General features: G+C 66.9%; 26 protein-coding genes. 13 read left to right on the top strand and 13 right to left on the bottom strand.

What is annotated here, in order from left to right; translation table 11 throughout:
* Nucleotides 1-46: 46 nt before the first annotated feature.
* The 4 genes from ACOGI5_RS02615 to ACOGI5_RS02600 all read left to right on the top strand — a co-directional run bounded on the left by ACOGI5_RS02615 (nucleotide 47) and on the right by ACOGI5_RS02600 (nucleotide 5,137).
* Nucleotides 47-1,357 carry an FAD-dependent oxidoreductase gene (locus tag ACOGI5_RS02615; protein WP_419862920.1) on the top strand — a complete coding sequence of 437 codons (1,311 nt, stop codon included), beginning with the start codon at nucleotides 47-49 and terminating at the stop codon, nucleotides 1,355-1,357.
* A gap of 13 nt (nucleotides 1,358-1,370) precedes the next feature.
* Nucleotides 1,371-1,643 carry a sarcosine oxidase subunit delta gene (locus ACOGI5_RS02610; protein ID WP_419862919.1) on the top strand — a complete coding sequence of 91 codons (273 nt, stop codon included), beginning with the start codon at nucleotides 1,371-1,373 and terminating at the stop codon, nucleotides 1,641-1,643.
* A 61-nt stretch (nucleotides 1,644-1,704) separates the two neighbouring features.
* Complete coding sequence (locus tag ACOGI5_RS02605) at nucleotides 1,705-4,554, top strand: 2Fe-2S iron-sulfur cluster-binding protein (RefSeq protein ID WP_419862918.1); 2,850 nt, start codon at nucleotides 1,705-1,707, stop codon at nucleotides 4,552-4,554.
* Complete coding sequence (locus ACOGI5_RS02600) at nucleotides 4,547-5,137, top strand: hypothetical protein (RefSeq protein ID WP_419862917.1); 591 nt, start codon at nucleotides 4,547-4,549, stop codon at nucleotides 5,135-5,137. Before ACOGI5_RS02605 ends, ACOGI5_RS02600 begins: the two co-directional genes overlap by 8 nt.
* Before the next feature lie 54 nt (nucleotides 5,138-5,191).
* Here the strand turns inward: ACOGI5_RS02600 and ACOGI5_RS02595 are convergent, their stop codons facing one another.
* Nucleotides 5,192-6,202 carry a L,D-transpeptidase family protein gene (locus ACOGI5_RS02595; protein WP_419862916.1) on the bottom strand — a complete coding sequence of 337 codons (1,011 nt, stop codon included), beginning with the start codon at nucleotides 6,200-6,202 and terminating at the stop codon, nucleotides 5,192-5,194.
* Nucleotides 6,203-6,484: 282 nt separating this feature from the next.
* On the opposite strand from ACOGI5_RS02595, the gene ACOGI5_RS02590 reads away from it, so the two are divergent.
* The 8 genes from ACOGI5_RS02590 (at nucleotide 6,485) to ACOGI5_RS02555 (ending at nucleotide 13,584) form a co-directional block, all read left to right on the top strand.
* Nucleotides 6,485-7,885 carry a glutamine synthetase family protein gene (locus ACOGI5_RS02590; RefSeq protein ID WP_419862915.1) on the top strand — a complete coding sequence of 467 codons (1,401 nt, stop codon included), beginning with the start codon at nucleotides 6,485-6,487 and terminating at the stop codon, nucleotides 7,883-7,885.
* A gap of 83 nt (nucleotides 7,886-7,968) precedes the next feature.
* Nucleotides 7,969-8,898 carry a glutamine amidotransferase gene (locus ACOGI5_RS02585; protein ID WP_419862914.1) on the top strand — a complete coding sequence of 310 codons (930 nt, stop codon included), beginning with the start codon at nucleotides 7,969-7,971 and terminating at the stop codon, nucleotides 8,896-8,898.
* Nucleotides 8,886-9,680 (top strand): GXGXG motif-containing protein, encoded by a 795-nt coding sequence (locus ACOGI5_RS02580; protein ID WP_419862913.1) that lies wholly within the window; start codon nucleotides 8,886-8,888, stop codon nucleotides 9,678-9,680. Before ACOGI5_RS02585 ends, ACOGI5_RS02580 begins: the two co-directional genes overlap by 13 nt.
* Before the next feature lie 20 nt (nucleotides 9,681-9,700).
* Nucleotides 9,701-11,104 carry an FMN-binding glutamate synthase family protein gene (locus ACOGI5_RS02575; RefSeq protein ID WP_419862912.1) on the top strand — a complete coding sequence of 468 codons (1,404 nt, stop codon included), beginning with the start codon at nucleotides 9,701-9,703 and terminating at the stop codon, nucleotides 11,102-11,104.
* A 1-nt stretch (nucleotide 11,105) separates the two neighbouring features.
* Nucleotides 11,106-11,561, top strand: a complete 456-nt coding sequence (locus ACOGI5_RS02570) for a hypothetical protein (RefSeq protein ID WP_419862911.1) — start codon at nucleotides 11,106-11,108, stop codon at nucleotides 11,559-11,561.
* A 54-nt stretch (nucleotides 11,562-11,615) separates the two neighbouring features.
* Entirely contained in the window at nucleotides 11,616-12,947 is a 1,332-nt protein-coding gene (locus ACOGI5_RS02565; protein ID WP_419862910.1) for an NAD(P)/FAD-dependent oxidoreductase, read from the top strand.
* Nucleotides 12,948-13,050: 103 nt separating this feature from the next.
* Nucleotides 13,051-13,323, top strand: a complete 273-nt coding sequence (locus ACOGI5_RS02560) for a type II toxin-antitoxin system Phd/YefM family antitoxin (protein WP_419862909.1) — start codon at nucleotides 13,051-13,053, stop codon at nucleotides 13,321-13,323.
* Nucleotides 13,324-13,341: 18 nt separating this feature from the next.
* Nucleotides 13,342-13,584 carry a type II toxin-antitoxin system RelE family toxin gene (locus ACOGI5_RS02555; RefSeq protein ID WP_419862908.1) on the top strand — a complete coding sequence of 81 codons (243 nt, stop codon included), beginning with the start codon at nucleotides 13,342-13,344 and terminating at the stop codon, nucleotides 13,582-13,584.
* 105 nt (nucleotides 13,585-13,689) lie between these two features.
* Here the strand turns inward: ACOGI5_RS02555 and ACOGI5_RS02550 are convergent, their stop codons facing one another.
* The 11 genes from ACOGI5_RS02550 to ACOGI5_RS02500 form a co-directional block, all read right to left on the bottom strand.
* Complete coding sequence (locus tag ACOGI5_RS02550; RefSeq protein ID WP_419862907.1) at nucleotides 13,690-14,892, bottom strand: NAD(P)/FAD-dependent oxidoreductase; 1,203 nt, start codon at nucleotides 14,890-14,892, stop codon at nucleotides 13,690-13,692.
* A gap of 93 nt (nucleotides 14,893-14,985) precedes the next feature.
* Nucleotides 14,986-16,326, bottom strand: coding sequence for a flavin-containing monooxygenase (locus ACOGI5_RS02545; RefSeq protein WP_419862906.1), 1,341 nt, complete (start codon nucleotides 16,324-16,326; stop codon nucleotides 14,986-14,988).
* Between the two features lie 91 nt (nucleotides 16,327-16,417).
* Nucleotides 16,418-18,808 carry a DUF1989 domain-containing protein gene (locus ACOGI5_RS02540; protein WP_419862905.1) on the bottom strand — a complete coding sequence of 797 codons (2,391 nt, stop codon included), beginning with the start codon at nucleotides 18,806-18,808 and terminating at the stop codon, nucleotides 16,418-16,420.
* Complete coding sequence (locus ACOGI5_RS02535; RefSeq protein ID WP_419862904.1) at nucleotides 18,805-19,230, bottom strand: hypothetical protein; 426 nt, start codon at nucleotides 19,228-19,230, stop codon at nucleotides 18,805-18,807. The genes ACOGI5_RS02540 and ACOGI5_RS02535 overlap by 4 nt, the downstream gene beginning before the upstream one ends.
* Before the next feature lie 99 nt (nucleotides 19,231-19,329).
* On the bottom strand, nucleotides 19,330-19,458 hold the full coding sequence (locus tag ACOGI5_RS02530) for a hypothetical protein (RefSeq protein ID WP_419862903.1): 129 nt from the start codon (nucleotides 19,456-19,458) through the stop codon (nucleotides 19,330-19,332).
* 15 nt (nucleotides 19,459-19,473) lie between these two features.
* Nucleotides 19,474-19,689, bottom strand: coding sequence for a hypothetical protein (locus ACOGI5_RS02525; protein WP_419862902.1), 216 nt, complete (start codon nucleotides 19,687-19,689; stop codon nucleotides 19,474-19,476).
* A gap of 164 nt (nucleotides 19,690-19,853) precedes the next feature.
* A complete protein-coding gene (locus ACOGI5_RS02520; RefSeq protein ID WP_419862901.1) occupies nucleotides 19,854-21,242 on the bottom strand; it encodes an ammonium transporter in 1,389 nt (462 codons plus the stop codon).
* A 224-nt stretch (nucleotides 21,243-21,466) separates the two neighbouring features.
* Entirely contained in the window at nucleotides 21,467-21,862 is a 396-nt protein-coding gene (locus tag ACOGI5_RS02515; RefSeq protein ID WP_419862900.1) for a hypothetical protein, read from the bottom strand.
* A gap of 23 nt (nucleotides 21,863-21,885) precedes the next feature.
* Nucleotides 21,886-22,113: a hypothetical protein gene (locus ACOGI5_RS02510; protein WP_419862899.1), complete on the bottom strand. Its 228-nt coding sequence runs from the start codon at nucleotides 22,111-22,113 to the stop codon at nucleotides 21,886-21,888.
* 4 nt (nucleotides 22,114-22,117) lie between these two features.
* Nucleotides 22,118-22,810, bottom strand: a complete 693-nt coding sequence (locus tag ACOGI5_RS02505) for a helix-turn-helix domain-containing protein (RefSeq protein ID WP_419862898.1) — start codon at nucleotides 22,808-22,810, stop codon at nucleotides 22,118-22,120.
* Between the two features lie 50 nt (nucleotides 22,811-22,860).
* A complete protein-coding gene (locus ACOGI5_RS02500; RefSeq protein WP_419862897.1) occupies nucleotides 22,861-23,847 on the bottom strand; it encodes an LLM class flavin-dependent oxidoreductase in 987 nt (328 codons plus the stop codon).
* 81 nt (nucleotides 23,848-23,928) lie between these two features.
* Between ACOGI5_RS02500 and ACOGI5_RS02495 the strand changes: the two genes are divergently transcribed.
* Complete coding sequence (locus ACOGI5_RS02495) at nucleotides 23,929-24,336, top strand: PPOX class F420-dependent oxidoreductase (RefSeq protein ID WP_419862896.1); 408 nt, start codon at nucleotides 23,929-23,931, stop codon at nucleotides 24,334-24,336.
* 66 nt (nucleotides 24,337-24,402) lie between these two features.
* Here the strand turns inward: ACOGI5_RS02495 and ACOGI5_RS02490 are convergent, their stop codons facing one another.
* A complete protein-coding gene (locus tag ACOGI5_RS02490) occupies nucleotides 24,403-25,314 on the bottom strand; it encodes an MBL fold metallo-hydrolase (RefSeq protein ID WP_419862895.1) in 912 nt (303 codons plus the stop codon).
* Between the last annotated feature and the right edge of the window lie 134 nt (nucleotides 25,315-25,448).

Genomic DNA, 25,448 nt, shown 5'->3' with positions numbered 1-25,448 from the left:
GATTGATACTTTTCGTCACCGAGAACCCTGCCTAACCTGCACGGTGATGAGGGGGAACGGCCGGCTCGGACGGAAGCGTCCGCCCAAGTATTCGGCTGCAGCGCTGGCCTGGAAGGGCTTCCGGGGCGAATCGTGGCCTCGCGTGTGGCGCGATTGCGACCTGAAGCAGTCCTACGACGCCGTGGTGATCGGCGGCGGCGTGCACGGCCTGGCAACCGCCTACTACCTGGCCCGCAACCACGGCATGACCGATGTAGCGGTGCTGGACAAGGCCTACTTGGGCAGCGGCGGCTCGGGACGCAATACCGCCATCGTGCGCTCCAACTACCTCACCCCTGAAGGGGTGGCCTTCTACGACCGATCGGTGCACCTCTATGAGCAGATGGCCGTCGAGCTGAACATCAACGTGATGTTCAGCCAGCGCGGCCACCTCACGCTGGCCCACTCCGACGCCTCGCTGCGCACCATGCACTGGCGTGCCGAGGTCAACAAGCTGGGCGGCGTCAACTCCAGCGTGATCGGCCCTGACGAGATCTCCAAGGAGTGTCCGAGCCTCGACACCTCCGACCATCCGCGCTACCCGATCCTGGGCGCCCTGTATCACCCTCCCGGCGGCGTCGTCCGCCACGACGCGGTGGTGTGGGGCTACGCCCGGGCGGCGGACCACATGGGCGTCGAGATGCACCAGAAGACGGAGGTCACCGACATTCTCTGCGAAGGCGGTGACGGTCGCGACGGCAAGGGCGCCGGGGGCCGGGTCACCGGCGTGCGCACGAACCGGGGCGATATCTCCACGCCGATCGTGATCAACTGCACCGCTGGCTGGGCGTCGCTCATCTCGACCATGGCCGGCGTGCGTTTGCCCATCACCACCCACCCGCTGCAGGCCGCCGTCACCGAGCCGGTGAAGATGTTCCTGCCGACAGTGGTGGTGTCGGGCTCGCTGCATGTGTACGTGAGCCAGACCGACCGGGGCGAGCTGGTGTTCGGCGCTTCAGTCGACCCCTACGCCAACTACTCGGTGCGCGGCTCGCTGGAGTTCACCGAGGGACTCGCCGGCCACGTGCTCGAGCTGATGCCCGGCGTCTCCCGCATGCGCATCCTGCGCCAGTGGTCCGGGCTGTGCGACATGACGCCCGACTACTCGCCGGTGATGGGCTTCACACCTGTCGACGGCTTTCTGGTGGATGTGGGCTGGGGCACGTATGGCTTCAAGGCGGCCCCGGTCTCGGGAGAGCAGATGGCCGAAGCCGCAGCCACGGGCCGCACGCCCAAGCTGATCGAGGCCTTCGCCCTCAGCCGTTTCGACAATGGCGAGCTGGTGGGCGAAAAGGGCGCAGCGTCGGTGGGCCACTGATGGGAAGTCACTGATGCTGCTCGTCCCGTGCCCCAACTGCGGCCCACGCAACTCGACCGACCTCCGGTACGGCGGCGAGTCGCACGCCCGTCCCGACCCCAACATCGCCTCGCCTGCGGAGTGGCGGGCGTACCTGTACCTGCGCGACAACCCAGCGGGCTGGCTGCGCGAAAACTGGTACTGCGCGTCGGGCTGCCGCCGCTGGTTCTCGATCGAACGCAACACCGCCACCAACGAATTCCGCGACCCGCCCCTGCCCGGCGACAAGAGAGGCGGTGCGGCATGAGTGCGTGTGTGCCCGGTGCTGTCCGGGGACTCCAGCCCGACGGCAGGAAGGGCAGCGCGGCATGACGATGAGCCGGCAGGGCGTGCAGCCCAACGAGGTCATCGACCGCTCCACCAAGCTGCGCTTCCGCTGGAACGGCAAGCGGTTCAGCGGATTCGAGGGCGACACGATTGCCTCTGCTCTGGCCGCGTCAGGGGAGCAGGTCTTCTCCCGTTCCATGAAGTACCACCGGCCCCGGGGGATCCTCACGGCCGACTACTGGGATCCCAACCTGATGGTCCAGGTGGGCGACGACCCCAATGTGCGAGCGGGCCACCGTTTGCTGGAGAGCGGCATGGACGTCCGCGCGCAGAACGCGTGGCCGTCGCTGAACCGTGACATCAAGGCGGCGAACCGCCTCCTGGGGCGCTTCCTGACAGCCGGCTTCTACTACAAGACCTTCATGCGGCCGCAGTGGCTGTGGCCCACCTACGAGCGGGTGCTCGCCACGTTCGCCCCGGGCGGCAAGATCGATCTCGACACCCCGCACGCTTACCACGACAAGCGCTACACCCACCCTGATGTGGTGGTGGCCGGCGCAGGGCCGGCTGGCATCGAAGCTGCGCTGGCGGCGAGCAACGCAGGCGCCAGCGTGCTGCTCGTTGAACACGAGCACGCAGTGGGCGGCCACCTGCGCTACTCGAGCGACGCAGCCGATCAGGCGGCCCTCGCAGAACTGCGTGCGGCGCTGGAGGCTTCCGACATCGAGGTGCTCACCAACTCCACCGTGACGGGTCGCTATGAGGACAACTGGCTCGGCATCGTCCAGCGCGATCATCCAGTTGCGGTCGAGCGGCTCATCAAGGCGCGCGCCAAGACGCTGGTGGTGGCGCCGGGCCTGATCGAGCGTCCCTACGTGTTCGAGGGCAACGACCGGCCGGGCGTCATCACCCCGGGAGCTGCCCGGCGCTTGATCAACCTGTGGGGCATCAAGCCGGGCGAGCGGGCGGTGGTGTTCAGCGCCAACGCCGAGGGCGATGCGGCCGTCGCCGACCTGGAGCGGGTCGGCACCGAGATCGCCGCCGTCATCGACGGCCGCACCGGCGGCCGGATCAGTTCGACAGCGGGCTCGTCCCGGGCCGTTGAGGCCGTCATTGCCGACGGCGAGCGCATCGACGCCGACGTGTTGGTCGTGGCCGCTGGCTGGACGGCCCCGACCTCATTGCTCAACATGGCAGGCGACCGTCCGGTCTATGACCTGGCCGCTGCCAGGTTTTTTCCGTCAGACCCCCCCAGCAATGTGCTGGCGACGGGCGGGCTTGCCGGCGACGGCGATCTTGATCGGTTGCGTCAGCACGGCGCCGAGACAGGTCGCCTCGCTGCAGCCCGTGCCGCAGCTGTTCGCCATCGCCTGCGGGCCCGGACCGCCCGGGCGCTGCCGGTCGATGGCGACGAGCCTGCTTGGGCACCCGACGAGCGAGCAGCGCTGGGCCGCGATCCCCATCCCGAGCTCTACCGCGCTGACACTCACGGCATGGTCGACATGTCCGAAGACATCAGCTCCAAGGACTTGGTGGCCGCCGCGCACGAGGGGTACGACTCGGTGGAGCTGGCCAAGCGCTACACCACCGCCACCATGGGACCGTCGCAGGGCAAGCTCGAGACGGTCAACACGGTGGCCGCCATCGCAGAGGCGCGGGGCGAGACGATCAGCCAGGTCGGCACGACCGTCTGGCGCCCGCCCTATGCGCCGATCACGCTGGGCGCGCTCGCCGGCCGGATGTTCGAGCCAGTGCGGGTGTCGTCGATTCACCCGTGGCATGAGGCCAACAACGTCTCGGTGATCCAGGCGGGCCAGTGGCTGCGTCCCGACCACTACGGCGACCCCCAAGCCGAGGTGCGCAACGTCCGCGAGAACGTCGGGCTCATCGACGTCACCCCGCTGGGCAAGCTCGACCTGCGCGGCCCCGACGTGCCCAAGCTGCTCAGCCTGCTGTACGTCAACAAGTGGATGAAGCTGGGCATCGGCCGCGTTCGTTACGGGATGATGTGCGCCGAGGACGGGGTGGTGCTCGACGACGGCGTCACCGGCCGGCTGGGCGAAGACCACTACATGATGTCCACCACCAGCTCGGGTGCCGGCGGCGTGTGGGAATGGGTGGAGAACTGGCTGCAGACTGAGCGCCCGGACTGGCAGGTGCACGTCACCCCCGTCACCACCGCATACGCCAGCATCAACGTGGCCGGGCCCAAATCGCGGGAGCTCATGAGCAGGGTCTGCGAGGGCGTCGACCTCGACGCCGAGGCATTCCCCTACATGACGGTCCGAGAAGCCATGGTGGCCGGCGTGGAGGGTTGCTTCATGTGGCGCATCGGCTTCACCGGCGAGCTGTCGTTCGAGCTGCACGTGCCCGCAGGCCACGGTTGCCATGTCTGGGAGACGCTCATGGACGCCGGCAGCGATCTCGGTGTCGGCCCCTTCGGTCTCGAAGGCCAGCGCATCATGCGTCTCGAGAAGGGCCACTTCATCGTGGGCCAGGACACCGACGGCCTGACGCTGGGCCCCAGCACTGGCTTGGGATCGCTGATCAAGCTCGACAAGGACGACTTCGCCGGCAAGCCCGAGCTGGCATGGGCCGCGGACCGGCCGCTGCCGCTGGTCGTGGCCATCCAGCCCGACGATCCCGACGTGGTTCCCGAAGAGGCTGCGCAGATCGTGAGGGGTGACACCAACGAGATCCTGGGCAGGATCACCTCGTCGCGGTACTCGCCGACGCTGAACCGCTCGATCTGCCTCGGGCAGGTGGAACCCGACTTGGCGGCCGGCGGCACCAAGCTGACGGTGCTGCTCGAATCGGGCGAGCGCATCAGCGCCACCGTCATCGACCATCACGCCCACTTCGACCCGGCCGGGGAGCGTCTCCGTGGCTGACACTGCTTCCCCTCGAGGCCTGGCATTCGAGAGCCCGGTCGTGCGGGACTACCCGACTTCGGAAGGCGGCGACCTCACGCTGACCGACGCGAGCGCCACCACCAAGTGGCTCGTGCGAGCCGGCGCCGATGGGCCCACCGCAGACCGGCTCGGTGCTCGCTTCGGGTCGTCGCAGGTCGCACCCGGTGGCGCACTCGTGCTGGGCTCCCGGCCCGGCGAGTGGATCATCGTGGGCACGCCCGACGAGGTGGCTGCTGCGGTCGCCGACCTCGACGGGCTCGAAGCGCAGGAGTTCATGACGGCGCTGGACTGGACCCACAGCCGGGCGATGTTCCGGGTGACCGGCGCTGATGCGACAAGCATGCTGGAGAAGGTGTGCGGCATCGACTGGGGCGACCACATGACGCCCGACGGAGCGGTGCTCTCGGCATCGGTGGCCCTGACCACCTGCGACCTTGCCCGAAACGACCGCAACGGCACGCCGTCATACCTGGTCTTCTGCGACCGGTCCTTCGGCCAATACCTCTTCGACGCCCTGATCGACGCCGGCAACGAATTCGGCCTCGCCGTCTCGGCGGGCTGAGCTCGGTAGGCCGCCCGCTCTGGGCCGCCTAAGCCAACGCAGCGGCGGCAGCGCTCAGGCGAGCACGACCACCGGGGTGCCGATGGACGCCCAGTTGAACAGGCGCTCCGCCTTGTCGTCTCGCTGACGGATGCAGCCCAGCGACAGGGAGTCGCCGAGTTGGGCTTCGGTCTGCACGGGCGTGTCCCGCCAGCCTCGAGGGATGGAATGGAAGCCGATCGAGTCTCCCTCGACGTCGGTCGTGAACCGCACCATGTGCTCCATGGTGAGCAGCCAGTTGTAGGAAATGGCTTCTTCGGACTTCGAGGTGACCTTGTAGCGGCCCGGCACGGGCGACTCGGCATTCCCGCTGACCGGATAGTTGTCGACGACGCTCCCGTCAGTGTCGACCAGCCAGACCCACTGCTTGCCCCGGTCGTAGATGATGTGGCGGGAGCCGGTCAGGCCGACATCGGGCACCGTGTGCCCGCCACGCCACAACACCTGTCCCTCCGGCGCGGTCACGGTCAAGGCACCGCTGTCGTCGAGTTGCAGCACGGCGCCGGAACGACTGCGGGTACCGGTGCTCCATAGCTCTGCCGCCTTGCGACCCGATGTTGCAGCCCCGAAGTCGGGATGCGAGGCGTCATAGAGGGCCAGGTCGCCGTCGGCGTGCATCAGCAGCAGCGGCATCGCCGACACGGCAGGCCCGCTCGACCACAGGGTGGCGTCAACACCCGGCGCTGCGTCGTTGACGCGCAACTCGAGCTGACCCTGTGGTTGGAGCGTCAGCCGGTACCAGCCGTTCGGCGAGGTGACCGACTGGCCTACGGACAGGTACTCGCCGGGCTTGAGGACGACGGCCGATGGCAGCTCTGGCGGCGTTGCGTCGGCAAGGTCGACGACACCGATGAGGCGGTCGAGCGGCCAAGACGCGTCGAACTCGGAGTGCCACAGCTGGCTCGGCTCGGCGCCCAGATCTGAGATCGGGAAGGCGGCCGACGCTGGACCGACAGGCAGCACAGCGAGCATCGCGGCCACGCCGAGTGCAACGGCCATCCGCAGCGGCGTCCTCGAAACGAGCACGCATGACGAGAGTACGGCAGAGGTCGCGAATTCTGCAATGCCTGCCGGCCGGCAGCGCTGCTGAGGTGCCGAAGCGGATGGCGGGGCTGCACGCGGGCCATCACGCCCGAAATGGTTGCTCTACTGTGAGGAAAGAGCCGCTACTCACGTTAGACATCGCTTCGGATTCTGTGCTACGTTTCGGCGTGGCTTGGACACGTCCGGAAGCGGGGGTGCTGAGGCGCGAAGCTCAGGGCGTTACGGTTCGCATGAACTTGCCAGCCATGCCGATTAGGGGGAGCAATGGCCACAGATCTTGAGATGTTCGTCGAAGCCGACGGACGCGAGGAACAGATTGCAGAAGTCGAGCGCCGCATCGAGGCCGACGGCATCCAGTACCTGTACTGCCAGTTCGTGTCGGTGACCGGCCGCATCATGGGCAAGGGCATCCCGGCCAAGCACTTCGGGATGATCGCACGCAAGGGCTTCCAGCTGGTCTACGGCTCCACCGCCAACCTGTTCATCGACCGCCACGGCAACTACATCGGCTACGGCCCCGAGGCCCGTGAGCTGGTGGGCATCGGCGAACCCGAGACGTTCATGCCGCTGCCGTGGGATCCCAAGACCGCACGAGTCTGGTGCACCCTGTTCCGGGGCCGTGAAGAAGAAGTGGAGGGCGGTGCCTTCCTCACCTCGGACTGCCGGGGCAACCTGAAGCGGCTCCACGCCGAGTTCGAGGCCAAGCACGGGCTGCACCTGCGGGCCGGCTGCGAGCCCGAGATGATGTGGCTCAAGGCCGATGCCGACGGCAAGCCCACCGTCGAGGGCATGACCAAGCCGAACTGCTACCACATCGACCAGTTCGCCGAGCTGCAGCCGCTCATCCACAAGGTGGTGGAGTACTGCGAGGCCATGGGCCTCGAGATGATCCAGGGCGACCACGAGGACGCTCCCGGCCAGCTCGAGCTGAACTTCCAATTCGACCGGGCCGAGCTCACCGCCGACCGGCTCACCACCTACCGGCAGGTATGCAAGCAGGTGGGGCGCGAGCTGGGTGCCTTCCCGTGCTTCATGCCCAAGCCGTTCATGGGCGTCTCGGCCAACGGCTGCCACCACAACATCTCGCTGTGGGATGCCGACGGCAACAACAAGTTCCTGCCCGAGGGCGACAACCCGCAGCTTCCCGGCCCTGTCGGCATGAAGGCCATCGGCGGAATCCTCGAGCACGTGCGGGCGCTGACGTGTCTGTCGTCGCCGACGGTCAACTCCTACCGCCGGCTGTGGGACACCGGCTTCTGGGCGCCGGTCTTCGCGGACTGGGGCTTCCAGAACCGCACCACCGCCCTGCGGGTGAGCGCGCCGGGCCGGTTCGAGTACCGCTCGGCTGACAGCTCGGTCAACCCGCACCTGTCGTTCGCCGGGCTGCTCATGGCCATGGACGACGGCCTCGACCGCAATCTCGACCCGGGCGAGCCCGAGGAGCGCAACATCTACGAGGCCATGGAGGCGGGCAAGAGCGTGGAGAAGATCCCGCTCACGCTTGGCGAGGCTCTCGAGGCGCTCCGCAACGACGAGTGCGTCATGCGGTCGCTGCCCGGCGAGATGGAGAAGGTGTTCTTCCACTACAAGACCGACGAGTGGGAGCGCTTCCTGCACACCGTTTCCGACTGGGACGTGGAGGAGTACCTCGACGTCCTGCCATGACCGCCCGCCGCCGGGCCCTGCGCACGGTCGGCACCTGACACACACCGAGACAGAAATCACGCACCCACGAAGGGGGGAGCACCATGTGCGGCATAGCCGGAGTGATCCACCGCGACGGAACCGCCGACATCGGAGCAGAGCTCACCGCAATGCTCCAATCGATGAAGCACCGGGGGCCGGACTCCACCGGCTACGCGGTGTACGGACCGGCCGACGACTTGGTCGTGATCCGGTTCGTGCTGGCCGAGCCCAACAAGAGCACCGGCATCGGCATGGCCGAACGCCTCGAACGCAACCGGGCCGAGGTCGAGAGCCGCTTGGCCAAGATCGGCGCCGAGGTGGCCACGGTCACCAGCGAGACGGGCTACGCCTTCCGGGCCACCATCCGCTACGGCGGCGATCTCAAGGCCCTGGCCGACTACCTCGAAGACGTGCCGGGCTGCGAGGTGCTGTCGCTGGGCAGCTCGCTGGAGATCATCAAGGACCTCGGCGATGCCGCGACGGTGAGCGATCAGTACAACTTGGGATCGTTCCAGGGCACCCATGGCATCGGCCATGTGCGCATGGCCACCGAGTCCGAGGTGGACCTCGCCAGCGCACACCCCTACTGGGCCTACCCGTTCGCCGACGTGGCCGTAGTGCACAACGGCCAGCTCACCAACTATCACCAGTGGCGTCGCCGGCTCGAGCAGCACGGCCACCGGTTCCAGAGCGAGTGCGACTCCGAGATCATCGCTGTGTACCTCGCCGAATACATGTCCCGGGGGTTGACGCTCGAGACGTCTATGAAGCACAGCCTCGATGATCTCGACGGCGTGTTCACCTACGTCTGCGTCACCGGCAACCAGTTGGGCGTTGCCAAGGACGAGATGGCGGCCAAGCCGCTGGTGCTTTTCGAGTCGGACCCGCTGGTGGCAGTTGCCACCGAGGAAGTGGCCATTCGGTCATTGGTGAAGCGCGAAGTGGTGACTCGGGATCCCTACGAGCGGGAGGTGCTGGTGTGGCAGGTGTAGGTTCCCGCAGCGGCGTCTCCTACGACGCCCGGGGGTTGGTCGAGCCCACTGCCGACATGCCCGACAACATCGAAGTCGAGGGCGGCCGGGCCCGCTTCGATGCGGCCGATCTGACGATCCGCCAGATCAATATGGCGATGCGCAAGCTCATCTACGACGACGGCATCACCGACGTGACCATTCTGAACCCGGCGTCGAAGCACTCGCTGGCAGTTGGCATCCTGAAGCGCTGCCGCATTCACTTCGAGGGCAGCCCCGGCTGGTTCGCCTGCGGGCTCATCGACGGTCCCGAGGTGACGATCAACGGTCGTGTGGGCTGGTCGGTGGCCGAGAACATGATGTCGGGCGTCGTCACCATCGAGCGCAGTGCCGGGTCGCTGACCGGCGCCGCCATCCGGGGCGGCGACCTGATCGTGAAGGGCGACGTGGGTGCCCGCACCGGCATCGACCAGAAGGGCGGCACGATCATCGTGCTCGGCGACGTCGGCATCAACACCGGCTTCATGATGCAGCGCGGCCGGCAGATCATCTGCGGCAACGCGGGCATGAACCTGGGCGACTCGATGTACGACGGCGAGATCTACGTGGCCGGCACAGTGGCCTCGCTCGGGGTCGACTGCGTGCCCGGCGAGTGGAACGACGCCGACACCGAGCTGATCGAGCGCAAGTTCCGCATCCACGGGCTCGGCAACCCACCCGAGTTCCAGAAGTTCGTCTGCGGCAAGGTGCTGCACAACTACGACCAGCTTGAGCCGTCCGAGCGCAAGCTCGTCATTCACTAGAGGCAGGGGGAAGAACAGTCATGGCTGACGAAAACGAGGTGAATGCGAGCACCGACGTGCTCGGCAAGAGCCGGATCTTCACCCGCGAGGTCATCAACGACATCCACGTGAAGGCCGAGCTGGGCCGCTACCGCATGCGGGGCTTCTCGATCTTCAAGAAGATCCCGCACTGGGACGAGCTGGTGTTCCTGCCGGGCACGCTCACCCGGTTCGTGATCGAGGGCTACCGCGAGAAATGCGAGACCAAAACGGTCATCGGCTCACGCTTCGCCGAGAAACCGCTGGAGCTGGACATCCCGGTGTACATCACCGGCATGAGCTTCGGCGCGCTGTCGCTGGAAGCCAAGATGGCGCTCGCCAAGGGCGCCTCGATGGCCGGCACCGCCACCTGCTCGGGCGAGGGCGGCATGATCCCGCCCGAACGGGACCTGTCGACCAAGTGGTACTACCAGATCATCCAAAGCCGCTACGGCTTCAACCCTCACCACCTGATGCTGGCCGATGCGGTCGAGTTCTTCATCGGCCAAGGCTGCAAGGTGGGCCTGGGCGGGCATCTGATGGGCCAGAAGGTCACCGAGCAGGTGGCCGAGATGCGCTCGCTGCCGGCAGGCATCGACCAGCGCTCCCCGGCGCGTCATCCGGACTGGCTGGGTCCCGACGATCTGTCGCTGAAGATCCAGGAAATCCGCGAGGCCACCGACTACCAGATCCCCATCCAGCTCAAGCTGGGATCAGCCCGGGTGTACGACGACGTACGCATGGCCGCCAAGTGCGGCCCCGACGTCATCTACCTCGACGGCGCCGAGGGCGGCACCGGTGCTGGGCCCCACCTGGCCACCGAGGAGACCGGCATCCCGCTGATGGCGGCCATTCCCGAGGCCCGCCGAGCGCTGGAAGATGTCGGTCTCGCCGACGACATCGATCTTGTCGTGGCGGGCGGCATCCGCAATGGCGGCGACGTGGCCAAGTGCCTGGCGTTGGGCGCCGATGCAATTGCGCTCGGCACGGCGGCGCTGATGGCGCTCAACTGCAACAAGGAGATTCCCGGCGTCACCGACTATGAGGGCACGATCGGCGTTCCCGCCGGCGAGTGCTACCACTGCCACACCGGCCGGTGTCCCGTCGGCGTGGCCACCCAGGACGTGGAGCTGCGCAAGCGCCTCGACGTCGACGAGGCGGCCCTGCGGGTATACAACTTCCTGATCACCCTGACCATGGAAGTGCAGATGCTGGCCCGGGCGTGCGGCAAGACCGACATCCACTCACTGGAGCCCGAGGACCTCGCAGCGCTGACGCACGAGGCGGCCGCCATGGCCAAGGTGCCAATCGCCGGCACCAACTACATCCCGGGCGTCACCGAGGAGCGGACTCTGGCCGAGATCCGTGATCTCTTCGACAAGCACGTGATCGACGGAGGACTCTGAGATGAGCAATGCAGCGAGCACGGGCGAGAGCACCCGCGAGACCCGCACGGTGGCCATCGACGCGGAGGTGCTGGCGGGCAAGCGATTCCCGTACCAGGAGGACATGTCGTTGGTGGAAGACATCGACCTGTTGGAGCTCACGCCGGGGCCCGACATCAACTGGCTCGAGGACATCACGCTGCTCGAGGAGGACGGCATCCCCGCGGTGTTCGATCGGTACTCCAATTCGTTCCTGAAGATCTACTTCGACATCCCCGAGGGCCGCGAGGACGAGATCGCCCGCAAGGTGCTGATGAAGCACCTCACCGAGGGCAACAGCTACGGCATCACGCTGAAAGACATCCACTGCAAGTTCCCGCAGGTGGAGCTGGGGCCGTGGGTGGAGGATTCCAGAATTGTCGGCACCGACTGGCGTGCGCCGGTGCTGGAGGGCTGGGAGGCCCCGGCTGGCCACTGAGCCCGCACGCTCGACACGTCACACAAGAGGACCATTCTCAAGAAGGCATCGGCAATGGCACTACCGACCAGCGCTCGCTACGTCATCATCGGCAGCGGCATTCACGGCTTGTCCACGGCGTGGAACCTCGCCCGTGACCTGAGGTCGTCGGGTCGGGGCTCTGGAGCCGACATCGTCGTCATCGACAAGTCCGGCGTCGGCGCGGGGGCCTCGGGCATTGCCTGCGGTGTGATCCGCAACAACTACTTCCAGCCGGCCATGCGCGAACTGATGGCGCACTCGGTGAGCGTGTGGGACAGCGACCCTGAAGCGTTCTCCTACCACCCCGTGGGCTACATGCAGATCAGCCACGAGGCGATGCGCGACGACGTGGCCTCCATCGCAGCCCAGCAGGCGGCCATCGGATATTCCTCGACGTTCGTCGAGGGCGCTGCGGCCTCGGATAGCTACATGAAGGGCATCTTCGACGACTGGCAGGCCCAGGGCATCACCAGCGTCCTGCACGAGCATCGCGGCGGTTACGCCAACAACATGGCTTCGCTGAAGGGGCTGCTGGGCAAGGTCGAGGCCGAAGACGTCAACGTGGTCGGCGGCGTGACCGTCACCGGGTTCGACCAGGACACGTCCGGGGCAGTCACCGCCGTGCTCACCGATCAGGGCTCGGTCCGGTGCGACCACGTCATCGTGGCGGTGGGGCCGTGGGTTCAGAAGATCTGGGCGATGCTTGACCTGCCGACGACTACCGACATCCTCGGCGGCGACGGCGAGCTGCACAACGTGCCTACGTGGACCTACATGTGCCTGCAGGAAGGCACGCTCACGGTCGACCCCGGATATCTCACCGACAACGACGGCAACATGCCGCCGGTCGTGCACATCGACACCGACGCCCCGCTCTACGACGCAGACGGCTTGGTGACCGAGGGCCCGTGGGGCATCTACTACAAACCTGACTTCAACTTCGGCGGCGTGCAGGGCGGCTACATGCCCTACGTGGTCGACAAGCCCTCCGACGAGGTGGCTGTGGACCCCTACGGGCCAGACTCGCCCGATTTCGTGGTGGGGGGCGACTTCTACCGCACCTGGACCGCCGCTCTCGCGCACTGCCACAAGCGCTTCGAGGGCAAGAACCACCTGATCAGCGACGAGCCCTCAGGCGGCATCGGCAGCTTCTCGCCCGACAACTTTCCGGTATTCGACACCTTCTGCGACAACGCCTACTTCATCGCCGACTCCAACCACGGCTACAAGATGATCGGCGTGGGCGCCCTGGTGGCCAAGGAACTGCTCGGCGAGCCGCAGGCCCTGCTCGAGCCGTTCCGCTACTCGCGTTACGCCCAAGGCAAGCTGCACCCCGTCAGCAACTCGCCCTACCCCTGGAGCTAAGCGCGGGCGCTTAGGCCGCAGAAAAGGCGCATCAAGCTGCCCTCGGCGAGGTGCGAGGGATGCAGCGCGCTGATCTCTGTACGGAATTCTGTACAGTGTCGTCGTGTCATCACAGCTCGAACAGGTCCCATCGACCGCACCGCTGACCGAGGTCCGCAACAATCTCAGCGAGATCGTCGACGAGATCGACCGCACCGGCAGTCAGTGCGTCATCACCAAGCACGGACGACCGGTGGCCGTCATCCTGTCGAGCGACGAGTACGAGTCGCTGGTGGAGACCATGAACATCTTGGGCGACCAAGACACCATGGCGGCCATCGCGCAGGGCGAAGCCGAGTTCGCCGCCGGCGAATTCGTTCGACTCGACGAGATCTGACGGCGCATGATCTGAGCCGTGCCCGAACTTTCTCGTAGCGCCGCCAAGTCGCTGAGAGGACTGTCTGAGGGGCAACGCAGACGGGCAATGGAGATCATCAGGCGCCTCGACCACAACCCGGCGCTCGGCAAGAAGCTGCAAGGCCGCCTGAACGGCTACCGATCGGTTCGACTCGGCAGAAGCCACCGCATCATCTACCGAGTCTCATCGGACGTGATCCGCGTCACCGCGATCACCCCCCGCAAAGATGCCTACCGCTGAAGCGCGCGTCAGCGATAGCCGTGCTGCGCCTCGCGTAGTGCCGAAGGCATGCTGCACCCCGTCAGCAACCCGCCTTGCCCTTGGAGCTGAGGTTCCCGGCGCCGGCTAGGCGCGGGCGCTGGGACCGTACGACAGGTGCATCACGTCGCCGTCGGCGAAGCGTGAGGGACGCAGCGCGCTGATGTCGATGGGGGGTGCGTCGCCCACCTGGTCGACGCCCAGCACACGTGCAGCAACGATCTCGCCGAGGGCTGGTGACAGCTTGAGCCCGTGGCCGGAGAGCCCAACCGCCAGGTACAGGCCGCCCACCGGAGCAATCTCCGAGGCCCAGCCCAGGATGGGGTGGTAGTCGGGTGCAACGTCGTAGGCCCCGGCGGTGGTGCTCACGGTCGCTGCCACCGTGAGGCTCGGAAGCCGCTCCGAAATGGCCACCCGCAGACGCACGTCGTGGGCTGCGTGGTCGGCGTCGGACGCGTCGGCGAGCGGGTCGTCGACTTCTGGCATCTCCGGGGGGTAGGCCACCGCCACGATGTGACGGCCCATGTCGGGACGGATCACCAGGTTGGAGTTGCCGTCGGTGATGCAGGTTCCCAACGCCCGGGCGCCGGCGTGCTGTTCCAGCACTGCCATTTCCAACCGTCGCCGCTCGATGGGCACCTCCACGCCCAACGGATCCAGCAGATCGCGGGCCCATGCGCCGGTGGCGGCGATCACCACTGGGGCAGCGATCTCGCCGATCGCGGTGTTCACGCCGGTCACAGCACCGCCTGCGGTCACGATCTCCTCTACGGCGACAGGCGCGAGCACATCGGCGCCAGCAGCGCTCGCCGCGGTGAGCCAGCTCAGCACCATCTTGGTGACGTCGATATAGCCGCCCTCGGGCTCGTAGGCGCCGCCGGCCAGTCCCTCGGCGTTCACCAACGGCTCGATCTCGCTGATCTCGTTGCCGACCACGAAGCGGGTGTCCACGCCGAGCCCCTGGCCGAGCTCGATGTTGTACCGGAGGCCGTCGAGCTGGTCGGCGACCACGAGCAGCATGTAGCCGAAGCGGGCATAGCCGGGGTCGCCGAAGCCCACCACTGAATCCCAGTTCTGGATGCAGTGGAAGCCTCGCTGCGCAATGCGCACCATCAGCTCGTTCGAGTAGTGCTGGCGGATCTGGCCGAACGTGCGGCCCGAGATGCCCCCGACCGGTGCCCTGGCATCGATGATGACCACGCGCAGATCCGAGTGCCGGGCGAGCTGGTAGCCGATGCTGGCGCCGGTCACCCCGGCGCCGATCACGACGACGTCTGCTTCGCTAGGCACGCCGGCGACGCTTACCGGGCCAGCTGCACCCCCGACAGCTGCCTCGGTGGGCGATGCGGCCATGACGTGAGCGGGGGCCCGGACCGGGGTCGATCAGCCGTCGGCCAGGTACGACTCCAGCGAGTCGTCGAGGGCGTCCTCCCACGACGTGTGGTGTACCGGTGCCAGCGTGCCCGTCACCGGCGAGGTGTGGCCGTGGTCGCGGTAGCCGATGATCGACTGCTTCTTGTGGCCCTTCCAGTCCTTGAACATCTTGTTGATGAGCTGCGTGTTGGGGTCGGGGCAATCGGTCTGGTCCAGCAAGTCCTGGGTGTAGTCGCCCTGGAAGTCGATGGACCCGTAGTCGTCGGCCACGGCGTCCTCAGCCGCTTGGAAGTCGTCGATCCAGCGGGCCTGCTCGTCAGCACTGGGCAGCTCGATTCGACCCAGGATCACGTCACGGGCGTACCAGGCCTGGGCGTCGAACATGTTGAACGTGTACCACTGGTCCTGCATGCCCAGGTAGAGGATTCGGTTCTCGGGCTGGAACACGACGCCCCGGTACAGCATGGACGAGGCCAGACGGTTGGCAGTCACCAGCCGCAGCTCGTCGTCCATGAACGGGAAGTGGTGCAGGTAGCCGGTGCACGACACGATGGCGTCCACGTCTGCGGTGGTGCCGTCTTCGAAGTGCACGGTGCGCCCGTCGACGTGGGTGAGAATCGGCTTCTCGCTGATGCCTGCCGGCCAGTCGAACCCCATGGGTCCGCTGCGCGATGAGCAGATCACCTCCGAAGCCCCGTACTTCCAGAGCTGCGACGCGATGTCCTCGGCCGAGTAGCTCGAACCGATCACCATTACCGTCTGGCCCTCGAACTGCACGGCGTCGCGGAAGTCGTGCGCGTGCAGCAGCGTGCCGCCGAACGTCTCGTAGCCGGGGTAGTGGGGCATGTTGGGCGTCGAGAAGTGCCCCGTCGACACGACCACCCAGTCGAAGTCCTCGCTGAGGCTGGCGTCGGCGGCGTGATCGTGCGACGTCACTGTGAAGCCGTCGCCGGAGGCGGACCGGCTCACCCGCCGCACGGCGTGGTTGAAGCGAATGTGGTCACGGATGCCGCTGCGCTCGGCCCGGCCGATGATGTAGTCGTAGAGCACCTCCCGGGGCGGGAACGACGCCACCGGCTTGCCGAAATGCTCCTCGAAGCCGTAGTCGGCGAATTCCAGGCACTCCTTGGGGCCGTTGGACCACAGGTAGCGGTACATGGAGCCGTGGCAGGGCTCGCCGTGCTCATCGAGGCCCGTGCGCCATGTGTAGTTCCACAGGCCGCCCCAGTCCTCCTGCTTCTCGAAGCAGACAAGTTCGACGCCAGCGGCCTCTGCCGAGCCGTCGCTGGCGAACGAGTGCAGCTGCGAAAGCCCGCACGGTCCCGCACCGATGATGGCTACCCGTGTCATGTCCGGATCCCCCCTGTGAGTAGATGTTTATGCAATCAGAGTAGAACGTCGCCCAGTCTTGCACCCGCGTGCAAGCGCCCGGGACACGGGGCTAGGCGCGGACTCGGGACTTGTCGGGGTCGTAGAAGGGGTAGCGCACCACCTCGGCGGCGATCCGCTTCTCGTGGCCGTCCAGCTTGCCCACCTCGACGGCCGTGCCGATCTCGTTGTAGGGCAGCGTCATGCGGCACAGGGCGATGTTCTTGCGCAGGATGGGGGAGACGGTACCGCTGGTGATCTCGCCGACGTGGTTGCGCCCCACGTACACGCCGTCGCCGAGCGTCGCCGCCTCGCCCCCTTCGAGCTCCAGGCCCACCAGGCGCCGCTGGGGGTTGTCGCGCCGGTCGAACAGGGCGTCGCGCCCGATGAAGTCGTCTTCCTTGGTCTTGAGCGGGACCGTGAAGCCGATGCCCGCCTCGTAGGGATCGGTCTGGTCGCAGAATTCGTGGCCGGCGAAGACCAGCCCGGCCTCGATGCGAAGCATGTCGAGCGCCGACAGTCCCATGGGCACGAGGCCGTGAGCGGCACCCGCCTCGAAGATCGCATCCCACACCGCCGGGGCGTCGGAAGGGTGGCAGAACACCTCGTAGCCGAGCTCGCCGGTGTAGCCGGTGCGAGAGAGCACCAGCGGGATGCCGTCGTAATCGCCGATGCGGGCGATCGCGAACCGGAACCAGCCCAGTTCTTCGACCGTGGGCTGGTCGGGCCGGGTCCAGATGACCTCGGAGAGCAGCTGGCGGCTGTTGGGGCCCTGCACCTGCAGGTTGTGGAGCTGTTCGGTGGAGTTGCGCACCCACACGTTCAATCCCAGCCGCTCAGCCTGCTCGCGCAGCCAGATGCCGCTGTAGCCGAGCTGGCCGCCGATCCAGCGGAAGTTCTCGCGCGCGATGCGGAACACGGTGCCGTCGTCGATCATGCCGCCGGTGGGATGGCACATGGCGGTGTACACCACCTGCCCGTCGGCGAGCTTGCGCACGTTGCGGGTGACGCAGGTCTGCATCAGCAGTTCGGCGTCGGGGCCGGTCACCTCGTACTTGCGCAGCGGTGACAGGTCGATGGCTGCTGCGGCCTGCCGGCACGCCCAGTACTCCTCGACGGCGCCGTGCGCCGTGTAGTGGTCGGCCAGCCAGTAGCCGCAGTACTCGCTGAAGCTGCGCGTCAGCGCCGAGGTGCGCGGGTGGAATCCGGTCTCTTTGGTGAGCTGAGCTTCGGAGTCCGCAGTCATTCTGATCGCCGTCGCTTTCTTGAACATGTTGGCTGCGGGGTACACCCTGACCGCAATGTCGGTGGGGTTCCAGCCGTTGGCCGCGTCGACGTCGCACGGGCATGCAGTGCTGACGCACACCAAGTCCTCCAGCGCCCGCAGCAGCACGTAGTCGCCGGGGCGCGACCACGGCTCGTCGAAGTAGATCTGGTTCGCGTCGTCCACCTGGGTGTTGTAGAAGAAATTGATCGCCTCCCAGCCGCGCCGCGGCGTGACGTCGAAGGGATCGAGCACTCCGTTGATGTTGTCGGTGCAGTTGACGTGGCCGGGGTAGCCCATCTCCTCGTAGTAACGGGCGGTGCAGGCCGTGTTGAAGGTGTCGTGGCGGCCCACCGTGTCCTGCACCACCTCCACGAGCGGCTGCATTCTGGCGTTGAAGAACTTCGAGTACAGGCCGGGGGCGGGGCAGCTCGCGCCCATGAGCGAGCGGGTGATGGTGGCGTCGAGGCAGAGCTCGGCGCCGGCTTCGAGGTCGGCCACGGCGAAGCATTGGAAATCCGAGCACTGCCGTCCCTCGGCGTCCACTACCTGGAACCAGTCGCCCTTGGACACCTGGTAGGCGCGAGCGGTGCTGGCGAGGATGATGAAGTCCTGGCTGGGGTCGGCCAGCGGCGTCGGCAGCAGAGGCTCGGCATCGGTGCTGGCCGGATCGTGGCGGTGGACATACGCGATGAGGTCGGTCGGCGGGGTGCCCCCATGCGCCGACATGGCGGGCCCTGGCGCCGTGATCACACAAGCGAGATCGTCGAGCGCGGTCACCCGGGCGGAGCTGTTCGCCGCCGTGTCGCCGTCGAGGAGCCGGAGCGGCGTCGCTGCTTGGATGTCGGACATGCCGATGCCGGCGCGCTCGAGGCCGGCCCGCACGCGGCGGGCGTCGTGCAGCGGCGCTGAGAGGATGCCGACTGCGGCCGGATCGGACCCGGCGGCTGTTCGGGTGCTTCCGCCGGAGCCCTCGAGCCCCGCGACTTCGAGCAGCGCTGGGTCCGACTGCCCGCTGGTGTCGAACGCCACCAGCTCGCACGGCTGGCGGCCCTCCGGATCGACGATCTCCAGCTCGTCGCCGGCATCGAGGGCCAGCACCGTTGCGCCGCCGCCGGTGACCCGGTAGCGCTCCACCCCGGGTCCGAGCATCATCAGTCCGGGTACCACCACCGATTCGTCGGGCAGCAGCAGAGTCATCGCCGTCGGCCGAGCGGGCCAGAGAAGAACCAGCGCGGCGGTTCGCCGGGGTCGCGACCCTCACCCGCGGCAACACCGGCGAACATGTTCCACCCCAGCAGCACGACAGCCGCTGCACATGCAATGAAGGCGATCTGGGGGCCCAAGCCCGGGTCGGGATTGCCGACGCCCGAAGGGCTGACGAGTTCGCGGATCGCAATGGCGCCTGCGAACCCGGCGCCGATCCAAGCAGGGCGCCAGCGGAGCTGCACCAGCACCACGGTCACGATGCAGATCACCAGGAGAATCCGACCGATGCCCGTGGAGACCCCACGCACGGTCTGGTTGCCGCCCAGTCCGGCATTGACGTGCCAAGGCAGGAACATCGCCGCGCCTGCCACCGCCACGCACACCTGGGCGATCCACTTGCGGGCGGCGCTCACAGCTTGAGGCTAAGTCTTTCGCGCGAGGGCAGACGCCACGCCGTCCCGGGGGACGGCGCAGCGCCTGCCACGTTGAACAATGTCAAACCGCGTTCAGCGTCAGCCGACGACCTGAACTGCGATGATGGCAAAGACGATGCAGGCGATGGTGAACAGCACCACGCCCATCTCGACCGCCTTGTTGTGCCCATGCAGGCCCTGGAACTGGATCTGCTTTCTGCGTGCCATGTCAGTCCTCCTGGGCTAGCTGTACTTGTCGGTCAGCCGGTCGGCCGCGTGGTTCAGCAGACGGTCCTCCCGGATCGTCACTAGGAATCCCGAGACCACCGAAACGGCGATCCCGATGATGGCTAGGACGATCGAGGCGGTGTTGCCACCGGGACCCCAGGTGAAGTACCCGGTGGTGCCGTCGGCTGCTTCGAGAGCGGCTTCCCAACTGTCGTATGGGAAGGTGTTCATTCAGTCCTCCTTAGTCCTGAACGAGGTCAGTGTTCCTGTCGACCGTGTCCTGCCTGCTCTTGCTGCGCCCGCTTCCGCTTGCCCCAGAACCCGGCGGCCATCACCAGCAGGTACATAAAGGCAAGAGCGAAAACGAGTTGCAGCCATGAGCCGGACACGATGCGCTAGCGATTGGCGGCGAGGTCGGCCCGCAGAGTCTCCTCTGCAGACCCCTCTGACCCGTCGGCGTGGATGATGGGCTCGGCAGCCCGGCCGAACTCCGGATAGAAGTCCGTCTCGAACTCGGCCATGTCGAGGCCCTCGACCTCCACTTCGGGTGGCACCCGCAGCAGGTTGAACTGCTTGAGTATCCAAGATCCGACGTAACCCGTGACGAACGACAGTGCGAAGATCGCCGCTGCACCCACGAGCTGGCCCAGGAAGGTGGTGGTCACCCCGGCGGGCCCTGTCGGGTAGCCGCCGGCGAAGATGCCTATGAGCATCACACCCCAGAATCCCATGACGCCGTGCACTGACACCGCACCGACGGCATCGTCGATGCGAGCCTTCTGCTCGATCCAGTTGCCCACGTGGTAGGCGAGACCAGCCGAGAAGAACGCCAGGATCAGCACCAGGTTCGGGCTGTAGATGTCGGCGCCTGCCGACACTGCCACGACACCGGCCAGACCACCGGAGATGGTCCAGAACGGATCGCCCTTGGCGAAGATGTAGCCGCCTGCGAAGCCGCCTGCGAAGCCCATCGTGATGGTGTACGTGATCGCCGACAGCGTCGCCGGGTTGAAGTAGATGTTCGCCCAGCCTGGCGTGGTGTCTGCCGTGATGGCGAGGCACGCCGCGTAGAACGCATAGAACGCCGTGAAGATGATCATCAGGCCCATCAACGTGAGATGGAGGTTGTGGGGCTTGAAGGCCCGTGTCCCGCCATTCGCGTCGTAGCGCCCGATTCTCGGCCCGAGGTTGAAGAGCACCCCGAGGGCGAAGATGCCGGCGACGCCGTGCACCACGCCCGATGCGGCGAAGTCGTGGTAACCGAAGTGGGTCACCAGCCAGCCGCCGTAGCTCCAGCCCCAGGCGGCCGCGACCACCCAGACGATGCCGCCCATGAGAGCGGTGAGCCAGAGGTACGCCGAGATTCGGATTCGCTCCAGTACCGAACCGGACATGATCGAGCCGGTCGTCCAGGAGAACAGCACGAAGGCTGCCCAGAAGACGCCGGTGATGTTGTCACCTAGGTTCGGTCCTGCGGAGCCGTCCCACGGCAAGCCGTATTGGTCGCCGCAGAAGTACAGTCCGTCGAGTCCTGCCGGGCTGTTGCCATTGGCACTCCCGGTGAACTTCAGGCCTTCCTGCATGCAGAAGTACACGTACCAACCGACGTAATAGAACGTCGGCGTCACGACGGCAATCGTCATGATGTTCTTCATCGCCGTCGACATGATGTTCTTGCGACGACTGACGCCGGCCTCATAGGTCATGAAGCCGACGTGCAATAGCCACATGATGGCGACGGTGAAGAAGTAGTACGCCTCTGTGAACACTATGGAAGTGTCCATCGCGCCTCCCCCCGTTGTTGTTTTGCGCTTGGATCCCCAGCAACCCAGGGCCAGACCAAGTTGGGGGAGACCGTAACACGTTTGCAATGAACGGCGGAACATCATCCGCCCGATGGGTTGATATTGAACGTCGTGGGCGATTTGCGGGCGAGACCGGCTGGTCACGCGCGCGCGATGCTCGGCCGATCGGTGTGTCCCGGGCGCGGCCGATCACGCCGCGCCGGTCAGCCGTCGTCTGGTTGGCCGACGTTGATCTGGCGCAGCTCCCCGGTTCCGGCGTGCACCCAAACCGCAGCATGCTGCAGGAACTGCTCCGAGTCTCCTTCGGGGTCCGGAACCGTGAACACGACGACCCACATGGGTGTGGGCGGGAAACCCTGGCGGAGCAGTTTGGCTTCGGTGTTCTCCGGGACGAAAGCCTCGGGATGCTCGTCGAGGGCTGCTCGAGCCGTGACGATGGCCTGATTCTGCTCGATCTCGACGCCCGAGCAGCCTCCCCGCAGGAACAGGACCACCAGGATCAGCCCGACTGCCACGAGCAAGAGGGGGCGTCCCGGCGCCACCCTGAGCCGCTCGAAGAATCCCCTGGGGTAGTCCGGCGTCGCGGAGTCGTCTGACATATCGGCGTCCAAACTTGTCGAGATCAGGCGTCGCGCGGCGGGCGCACGACGAAGCGCAGGATGACGTAGCCCACCACATGCGTGATGGCCACGAATGACACCCACCACAGCAGGACGGTCTGCCGGTAGCCGCGCTCGCGGCATTCCCAGTAGGCGAGGCCGACCGCTGCGGCCAGCAGGATCCACAGCAGCAGGCTGCGACGCGCGAAGCCGGTGTCGCTGATCCAGTCGGCTACGAACATCAAGCCCATCGGCTCATCCCCCTGCCGCTCCGCGCGATTCACTGGCGGGGTACACCTTGATGGAGATGAACCGGACTGGCAACTCGACTAGCTCCACCGGGCCGTGGGCCACCTCGCCGTGGATCTGCATGGTGTCGCCCGTGTTGAGCAGATAGGACTTGCCGCCGTAGCCGTAGTTGAGCGACCCCTCGAGCACGTGGAGGAATTCCACGCCGGGGTGCTGGTAGAGCGGGAAGACGCCGCCCGGCTCGGTGATGGTGGTGATCATCGGCTCGATGACCCGATTCGGTCCTCGCAGGGTGCCGAGATCCTGGTACAGCCGGTCGGGTCCGCCGCGATCGTGGTGGATCTCGTGGCCTTCGCCCGCGCGCACGATGACCAGGTCGTGCTCCTCGTCGAGGCCTCGGAACAGCGCGGTCACGGGCACTCTCGCCGTTCCGGCCAGACGCGCGAGCGTGGAGAGGCTGGGTGCGCTCTGGCCGTGCTCGATCTTGGAGAGCATCCCCAGCGAGATGCCGGCGTCGTTGGCGAACGCTGACATGGTCATGTTCAACGCTTGGCGCAGTTCGCGGACCCGGCTGCCGACGACGCGGCAGAGCTCGGCGGTGGTCAACGGTGAGTCAATCGCCGAACCCGCAAGGCTCAGCAAGTCAGGGTCGTCGACATCTGCGCGCTCGATGGCGTCATCCCGCTGGGCCGGGTTCATCGCCCTGATGTTGCCAGATGGCGGTTGCCGGCCGGTGCGCCCGCGGCGGTTCAGCTGCAGAGGCCAGCGGCTGCGGCGAAGGTTCGGAGCTCGCGTTCTATGTCACCCATGGGCTGGAAGGCGACCTCGGTGATGCCGGCGGCGGCGAGTCGTTCCATGCGTTCGGGGACCTCGGCGGCGTGGCATACGAAGGGGGCGATGCGCAGCGACTCGGGTGTGAGCACTTGGCGGTCGATGGCGTTGAGCTGGGTGAGGTGGCCTTCGTGGAGCGAGAGGTGGAGGGTGTCGGGATCCATGTCGCCGGTGATCTGGGCGAAGCGATCGGCGTTGGGGAACGAGTCCAGCCGGGCGTCGCGCTGCTCGAGGAATGCGTGGTACGCGACGCTGACGCCTGGTCCGGCGGTGTCGAGCACCCGCGGCGAGTCGATCGTCTCGTGGTCGTCGAGGATCGTGCCGAAGCCGAGCAGGATGACGTCGTCGATGCCGGCGTAGTCGGCGTCGGGGCGGGGCCGAGAGGTGAACACGCCGCAGCCCATCTCCGCCGCTGCAGCGAGGCCTCGTGGGCCGTTCACGGCGACGATCCACGGCACCTCGATGGGCCGCTCGACGGCTTGGCCCGGCCAATGCAGCATGCGCGCCGCCCTGCCGTCGACTTCGACGATCTCGCCTCGCAGCAGCGCTTGGGTGTCGGCGATCATCTGCGGGAAGTCGGCCCAGCGCAGCGGCTTCTGGCCCATCGCTCGGCGGCCGGTGAAGCCGGTGCCTGCGCCGATGATGACTCGTTCGGGCCCGACGAGCCCGACCAGCGTGGCGATGGCTGAAGCCGTCGTCATCGGGTGGCGCAGCGAGGGGATCAGCACGCCCGGACCCAGCCGGATGCGATCCGTGCGGACGCCGGCCAGCGCGAGCGTCATCCAGACGTCGAGCTGCAGCGCCGGGGTGTCGTACACCCAGGCGGTCTCGTAGCCCAGCTCCTCGGCCAGCACGATGTGGTCTGGCGTCTCGGGTACGGGCGGGAAAGCGGCAGAGATCTTCATGGCGGCAGTCTCGCGAAACTCGCCGAGCTGCACCCGAGTGCCGCTCCGGCTTCACGGGGCCGTGTATGCGAGGCTGCCGTAATGGAGATTTCCCAGGGCCTCGACTATGTCCGCAACAACGACCAGGCTGTGCTGGCCACCAAAGCTCCCGATGGCAGCCCGCAGCTGTCGCCCGTGACGCTGGCCGTTGTGGACGACGCGGTGGTCATGAGCACCCGGGAGACGGCATTCAAGACCAAGAACCTGCGCCGTGATCCGCAGTCGTGGCTCTGTGTGTTTCCCCGGAAGTGGCTGGGCCGCTGGGTCCAGCTCGAGTGCCAGGCCGAGATCATCTCCGGCGAGTCGGCGCTCGATCCGCTGGTCGAGTACTACCGGACTCTGCAGGGCGAGCACCCCGACTGGGACGACTACCGCCGCGCAATGGTGGAGGACCAGCGCTGCCTCGTCCGTTTCCACATCACCAAGGCCGGCCCCGACCAGCACGGCTGAGCCGGCGGGCGCGGCGAGGTGCTGCGCTGACGCAGAGCGTTGGCTGGCAATCCTGAGCTGCGGTGCTCACTCCCAGTTGAAGGCGGCGTCGGGCCGTCGCGCCCACCCGGCTTGGCCGACTTGGCGCATGTCGGCGCCCAGGCGAGCCATCTGTGCGGCGTAGAGCTCGGCGCCGACTTGGTGCCACATGCCATGACCCGGGAACACCCACTCGGCGCGCAACGCGGACAAACGGTCCATCGAGTCGGCGAGGGCGGCCCATGAGTAGAAGGTCTGCTCAGGCGTGACATCGAGTTCGCCCCGGCGGTGGTTCCAGTGCAGCGTGTCGCCGGTGAACAGCCACCGGTTGTCGATGTGGAAGACGACCGAGCCTTCGGTGTGGCCAGGCACCTGTATGGCGGCGGCGCCCGGCGACACCTGGGTGGGACCCGTGCCCTCCAAAACGACTGTGGCGTAGGGCGCCGCGTCGGCATCGGCTGCGTGGATCCACACCTGCGCGCCATAGCGCTCGGCCCACTTGTCGGCATCGGCCACATCGTCTCGATGGCTGAGCAGCACATGCCCGATGCCGCCGAAGTCGTCGATCCGCTCGGCGAGGCTGCGCAGGTAGCGGGGCGAGTCCACCATGAGGTTCCCGTCGGGTCGTTCGACAAGGTACGAGTGCGCCCCGAACGAGGACCGGGCGTTGTGGCCCAGCGCCCAGACGCCTGGTGTCATCTGGTGGGGGAACGATGGCTCACGCGGTCGGCGGATCTCCATGTTGCCGATCGACTGAGTAGGGCACGCCTCGGCAGCCCGCCACAGCGCAGCAGATTCCTCAGGGCCGTTCGGCTGGCGGGCCAGGTATGAGCGCCCGTCGCTGTCCATCTCGATGAGCCCCGGCGCCCAGTGCCGGGCCACGTCGCAGCCAATGCAGCGGGTGTCGACGAACCACGGGCCTTCGACGTTGTCGGGATGCGCGGAATCGAGACGTGCCATCGCATCCACTCCCTGGTGCCGCTCGACCGAATGCTAGGTCCCGCCAGCGACGTGTCACGCTCTCGACAGGCGCGGCCGCCTTGAGTCTCAGCGGATGGGCCCGAAGTCGGCTCTTCGCCTGCAGTAGCGCCAGG

Origin of the sequence: Candidatus Poriferisodalis sp., assembly GCF_965208925.1 — a bacterium.
Taxonomy (GTDB): Bacteria; Actinomycetota; Acidimicrobiia; order Acidimicrobiales; family Poriferisodalaceae; genus Poriferisodalis.
The sequence above is the reverse complement of the archived record's forward strand: the minus strand, read 5'-3'. Positions and strand labels throughout refer to the sequence as shown.

Coding starts and splice junctions, on each gene's coding strand:
- ACOGI5_RS02615 (WP_419862920.1), top strand. CDS start 47: ATGAGGGGGAACGGCCGGCTCGGACGGAAGCGTCCGCCCAAGTATTCG.
- ACOGI5_RS02610 (WP_419862919.1), top strand. CDS start 1,371: ATGCTGCTCGTCCCGTGCCCCAACTGCGGCCCACGCAACTCGACCGAC.
- ACOGI5_RS02605 (WP_419862918.1), top strand. CDS start 1,705: ATGACGATGAGCCGGCAGGGCGTGCAGCCCAACGAGGTCATCGACCGC.
- ACOGI5_RS02590 (WP_419862915.1), top strand. CDS start 6,485: ATGGCCACAGATCTTGAGATGTTCGTCGAAGCCGACGGACGCGAGGAA.
- ACOGI5_RS02585 (WP_419862914.1), top strand. CDS start 7,969: ATGTGCGGCATAGCCGGAGTGATCCACCGCGACGGAACCGCCGACATC.
- ACOGI5_RS02575 (WP_419862912.1), top strand. CDS start 9,701: ATGGCTGACGAAAACGAGGTGAATGCGAGCACCGACGTGCTCGGCAAG.
- ACOGI5_RS02570 (WP_419862911.1), top strand. CDS start 11,106: ATGAGCAATGCAGCGAGCACGGGCGAGAGCACCCGCGAGACCCGCACG.
- ACOGI5_RS02565 (WP_419862910.1), top strand. CDS start 11,616: ATGGCACTACCGACCAGCGCTCGCTACGTCATCATCGGCAGCGGCATT.
- ACOGI5_RS02545 (WP_419862906.1), bottom strand. CDS start 16,326: ATGACACGGGTAGCCATCATCGGTGCGGGACCGTGCGGGCTTTCGCAG.
- ACOGI5_RS02540 (WP_419862905.1), bottom strand. CDS start 18,808: ATGACTCTGCTGCTGCCCGACGAATCGGTGGTGGTACCCGGACTGATG.
- ACOGI5_RS02530 (WP_419862903.1), bottom strand. CDS start 19,458: ATGGCACGCAGAAAGCAGATCCAGTTCCAGGGCCTGCATGGGCACAAC.
- ACOGI5_RS02525 (WP_419862902.1), bottom strand. CDS start 19,689: ATGAACACCTTCCCATACGACAGTTGGGAAGCCGCTCTCGAAGCAGCC.
- ACOGI5_RS02520 (WP_419862901.1), bottom strand. CDS start 21,242: ATGGACACTTCCATAGTGTTCACAGAGGCGTACTACTTCTTCACCGTC.
- ACOGI5_RS02515 (WP_419862900.1), bottom strand. CDS start 21,862: ATGTCAGACGACTCCGCGACGCCGGACTACCCCAGGGGATTCTTCGAG.
- ACOGI5_RS02510 (WP_419862899.1), bottom strand. CDS start 22,113: ATGGGCTTGATGTTCGTAGCCGACTGGATCAGCGACACCGGCTTCGCG.
- ACOGI5_RS02505 (WP_419862898.1), bottom strand. CDS start 22,810: ATGAACCCGGCCCAGCGGGATGACGCCATCGAGCGCGCAGATGTCGAC.
- ACOGI5_RS02500 (WP_419862897.1), bottom strand. CDS start 23,847: ATGAAGATCTCTGCCGCTTTCCCGCCCGTACCCGAGACGCCAGACCAC.
- ACOGI5_RS02495 (WP_419862896.1), top strand. CDS start 23,929: ATGGAGATTTCCCAGGGCCTCGACTATGTCCGCAACAACGACCAGGCT.
- ACOGI5_RS02490 (WP_419862895.1), bottom strand. CDS start 25,314: ATGGCACGTCTCGATTCCGCGCATCCCGACAACGTCGAAGGCCCGTGG.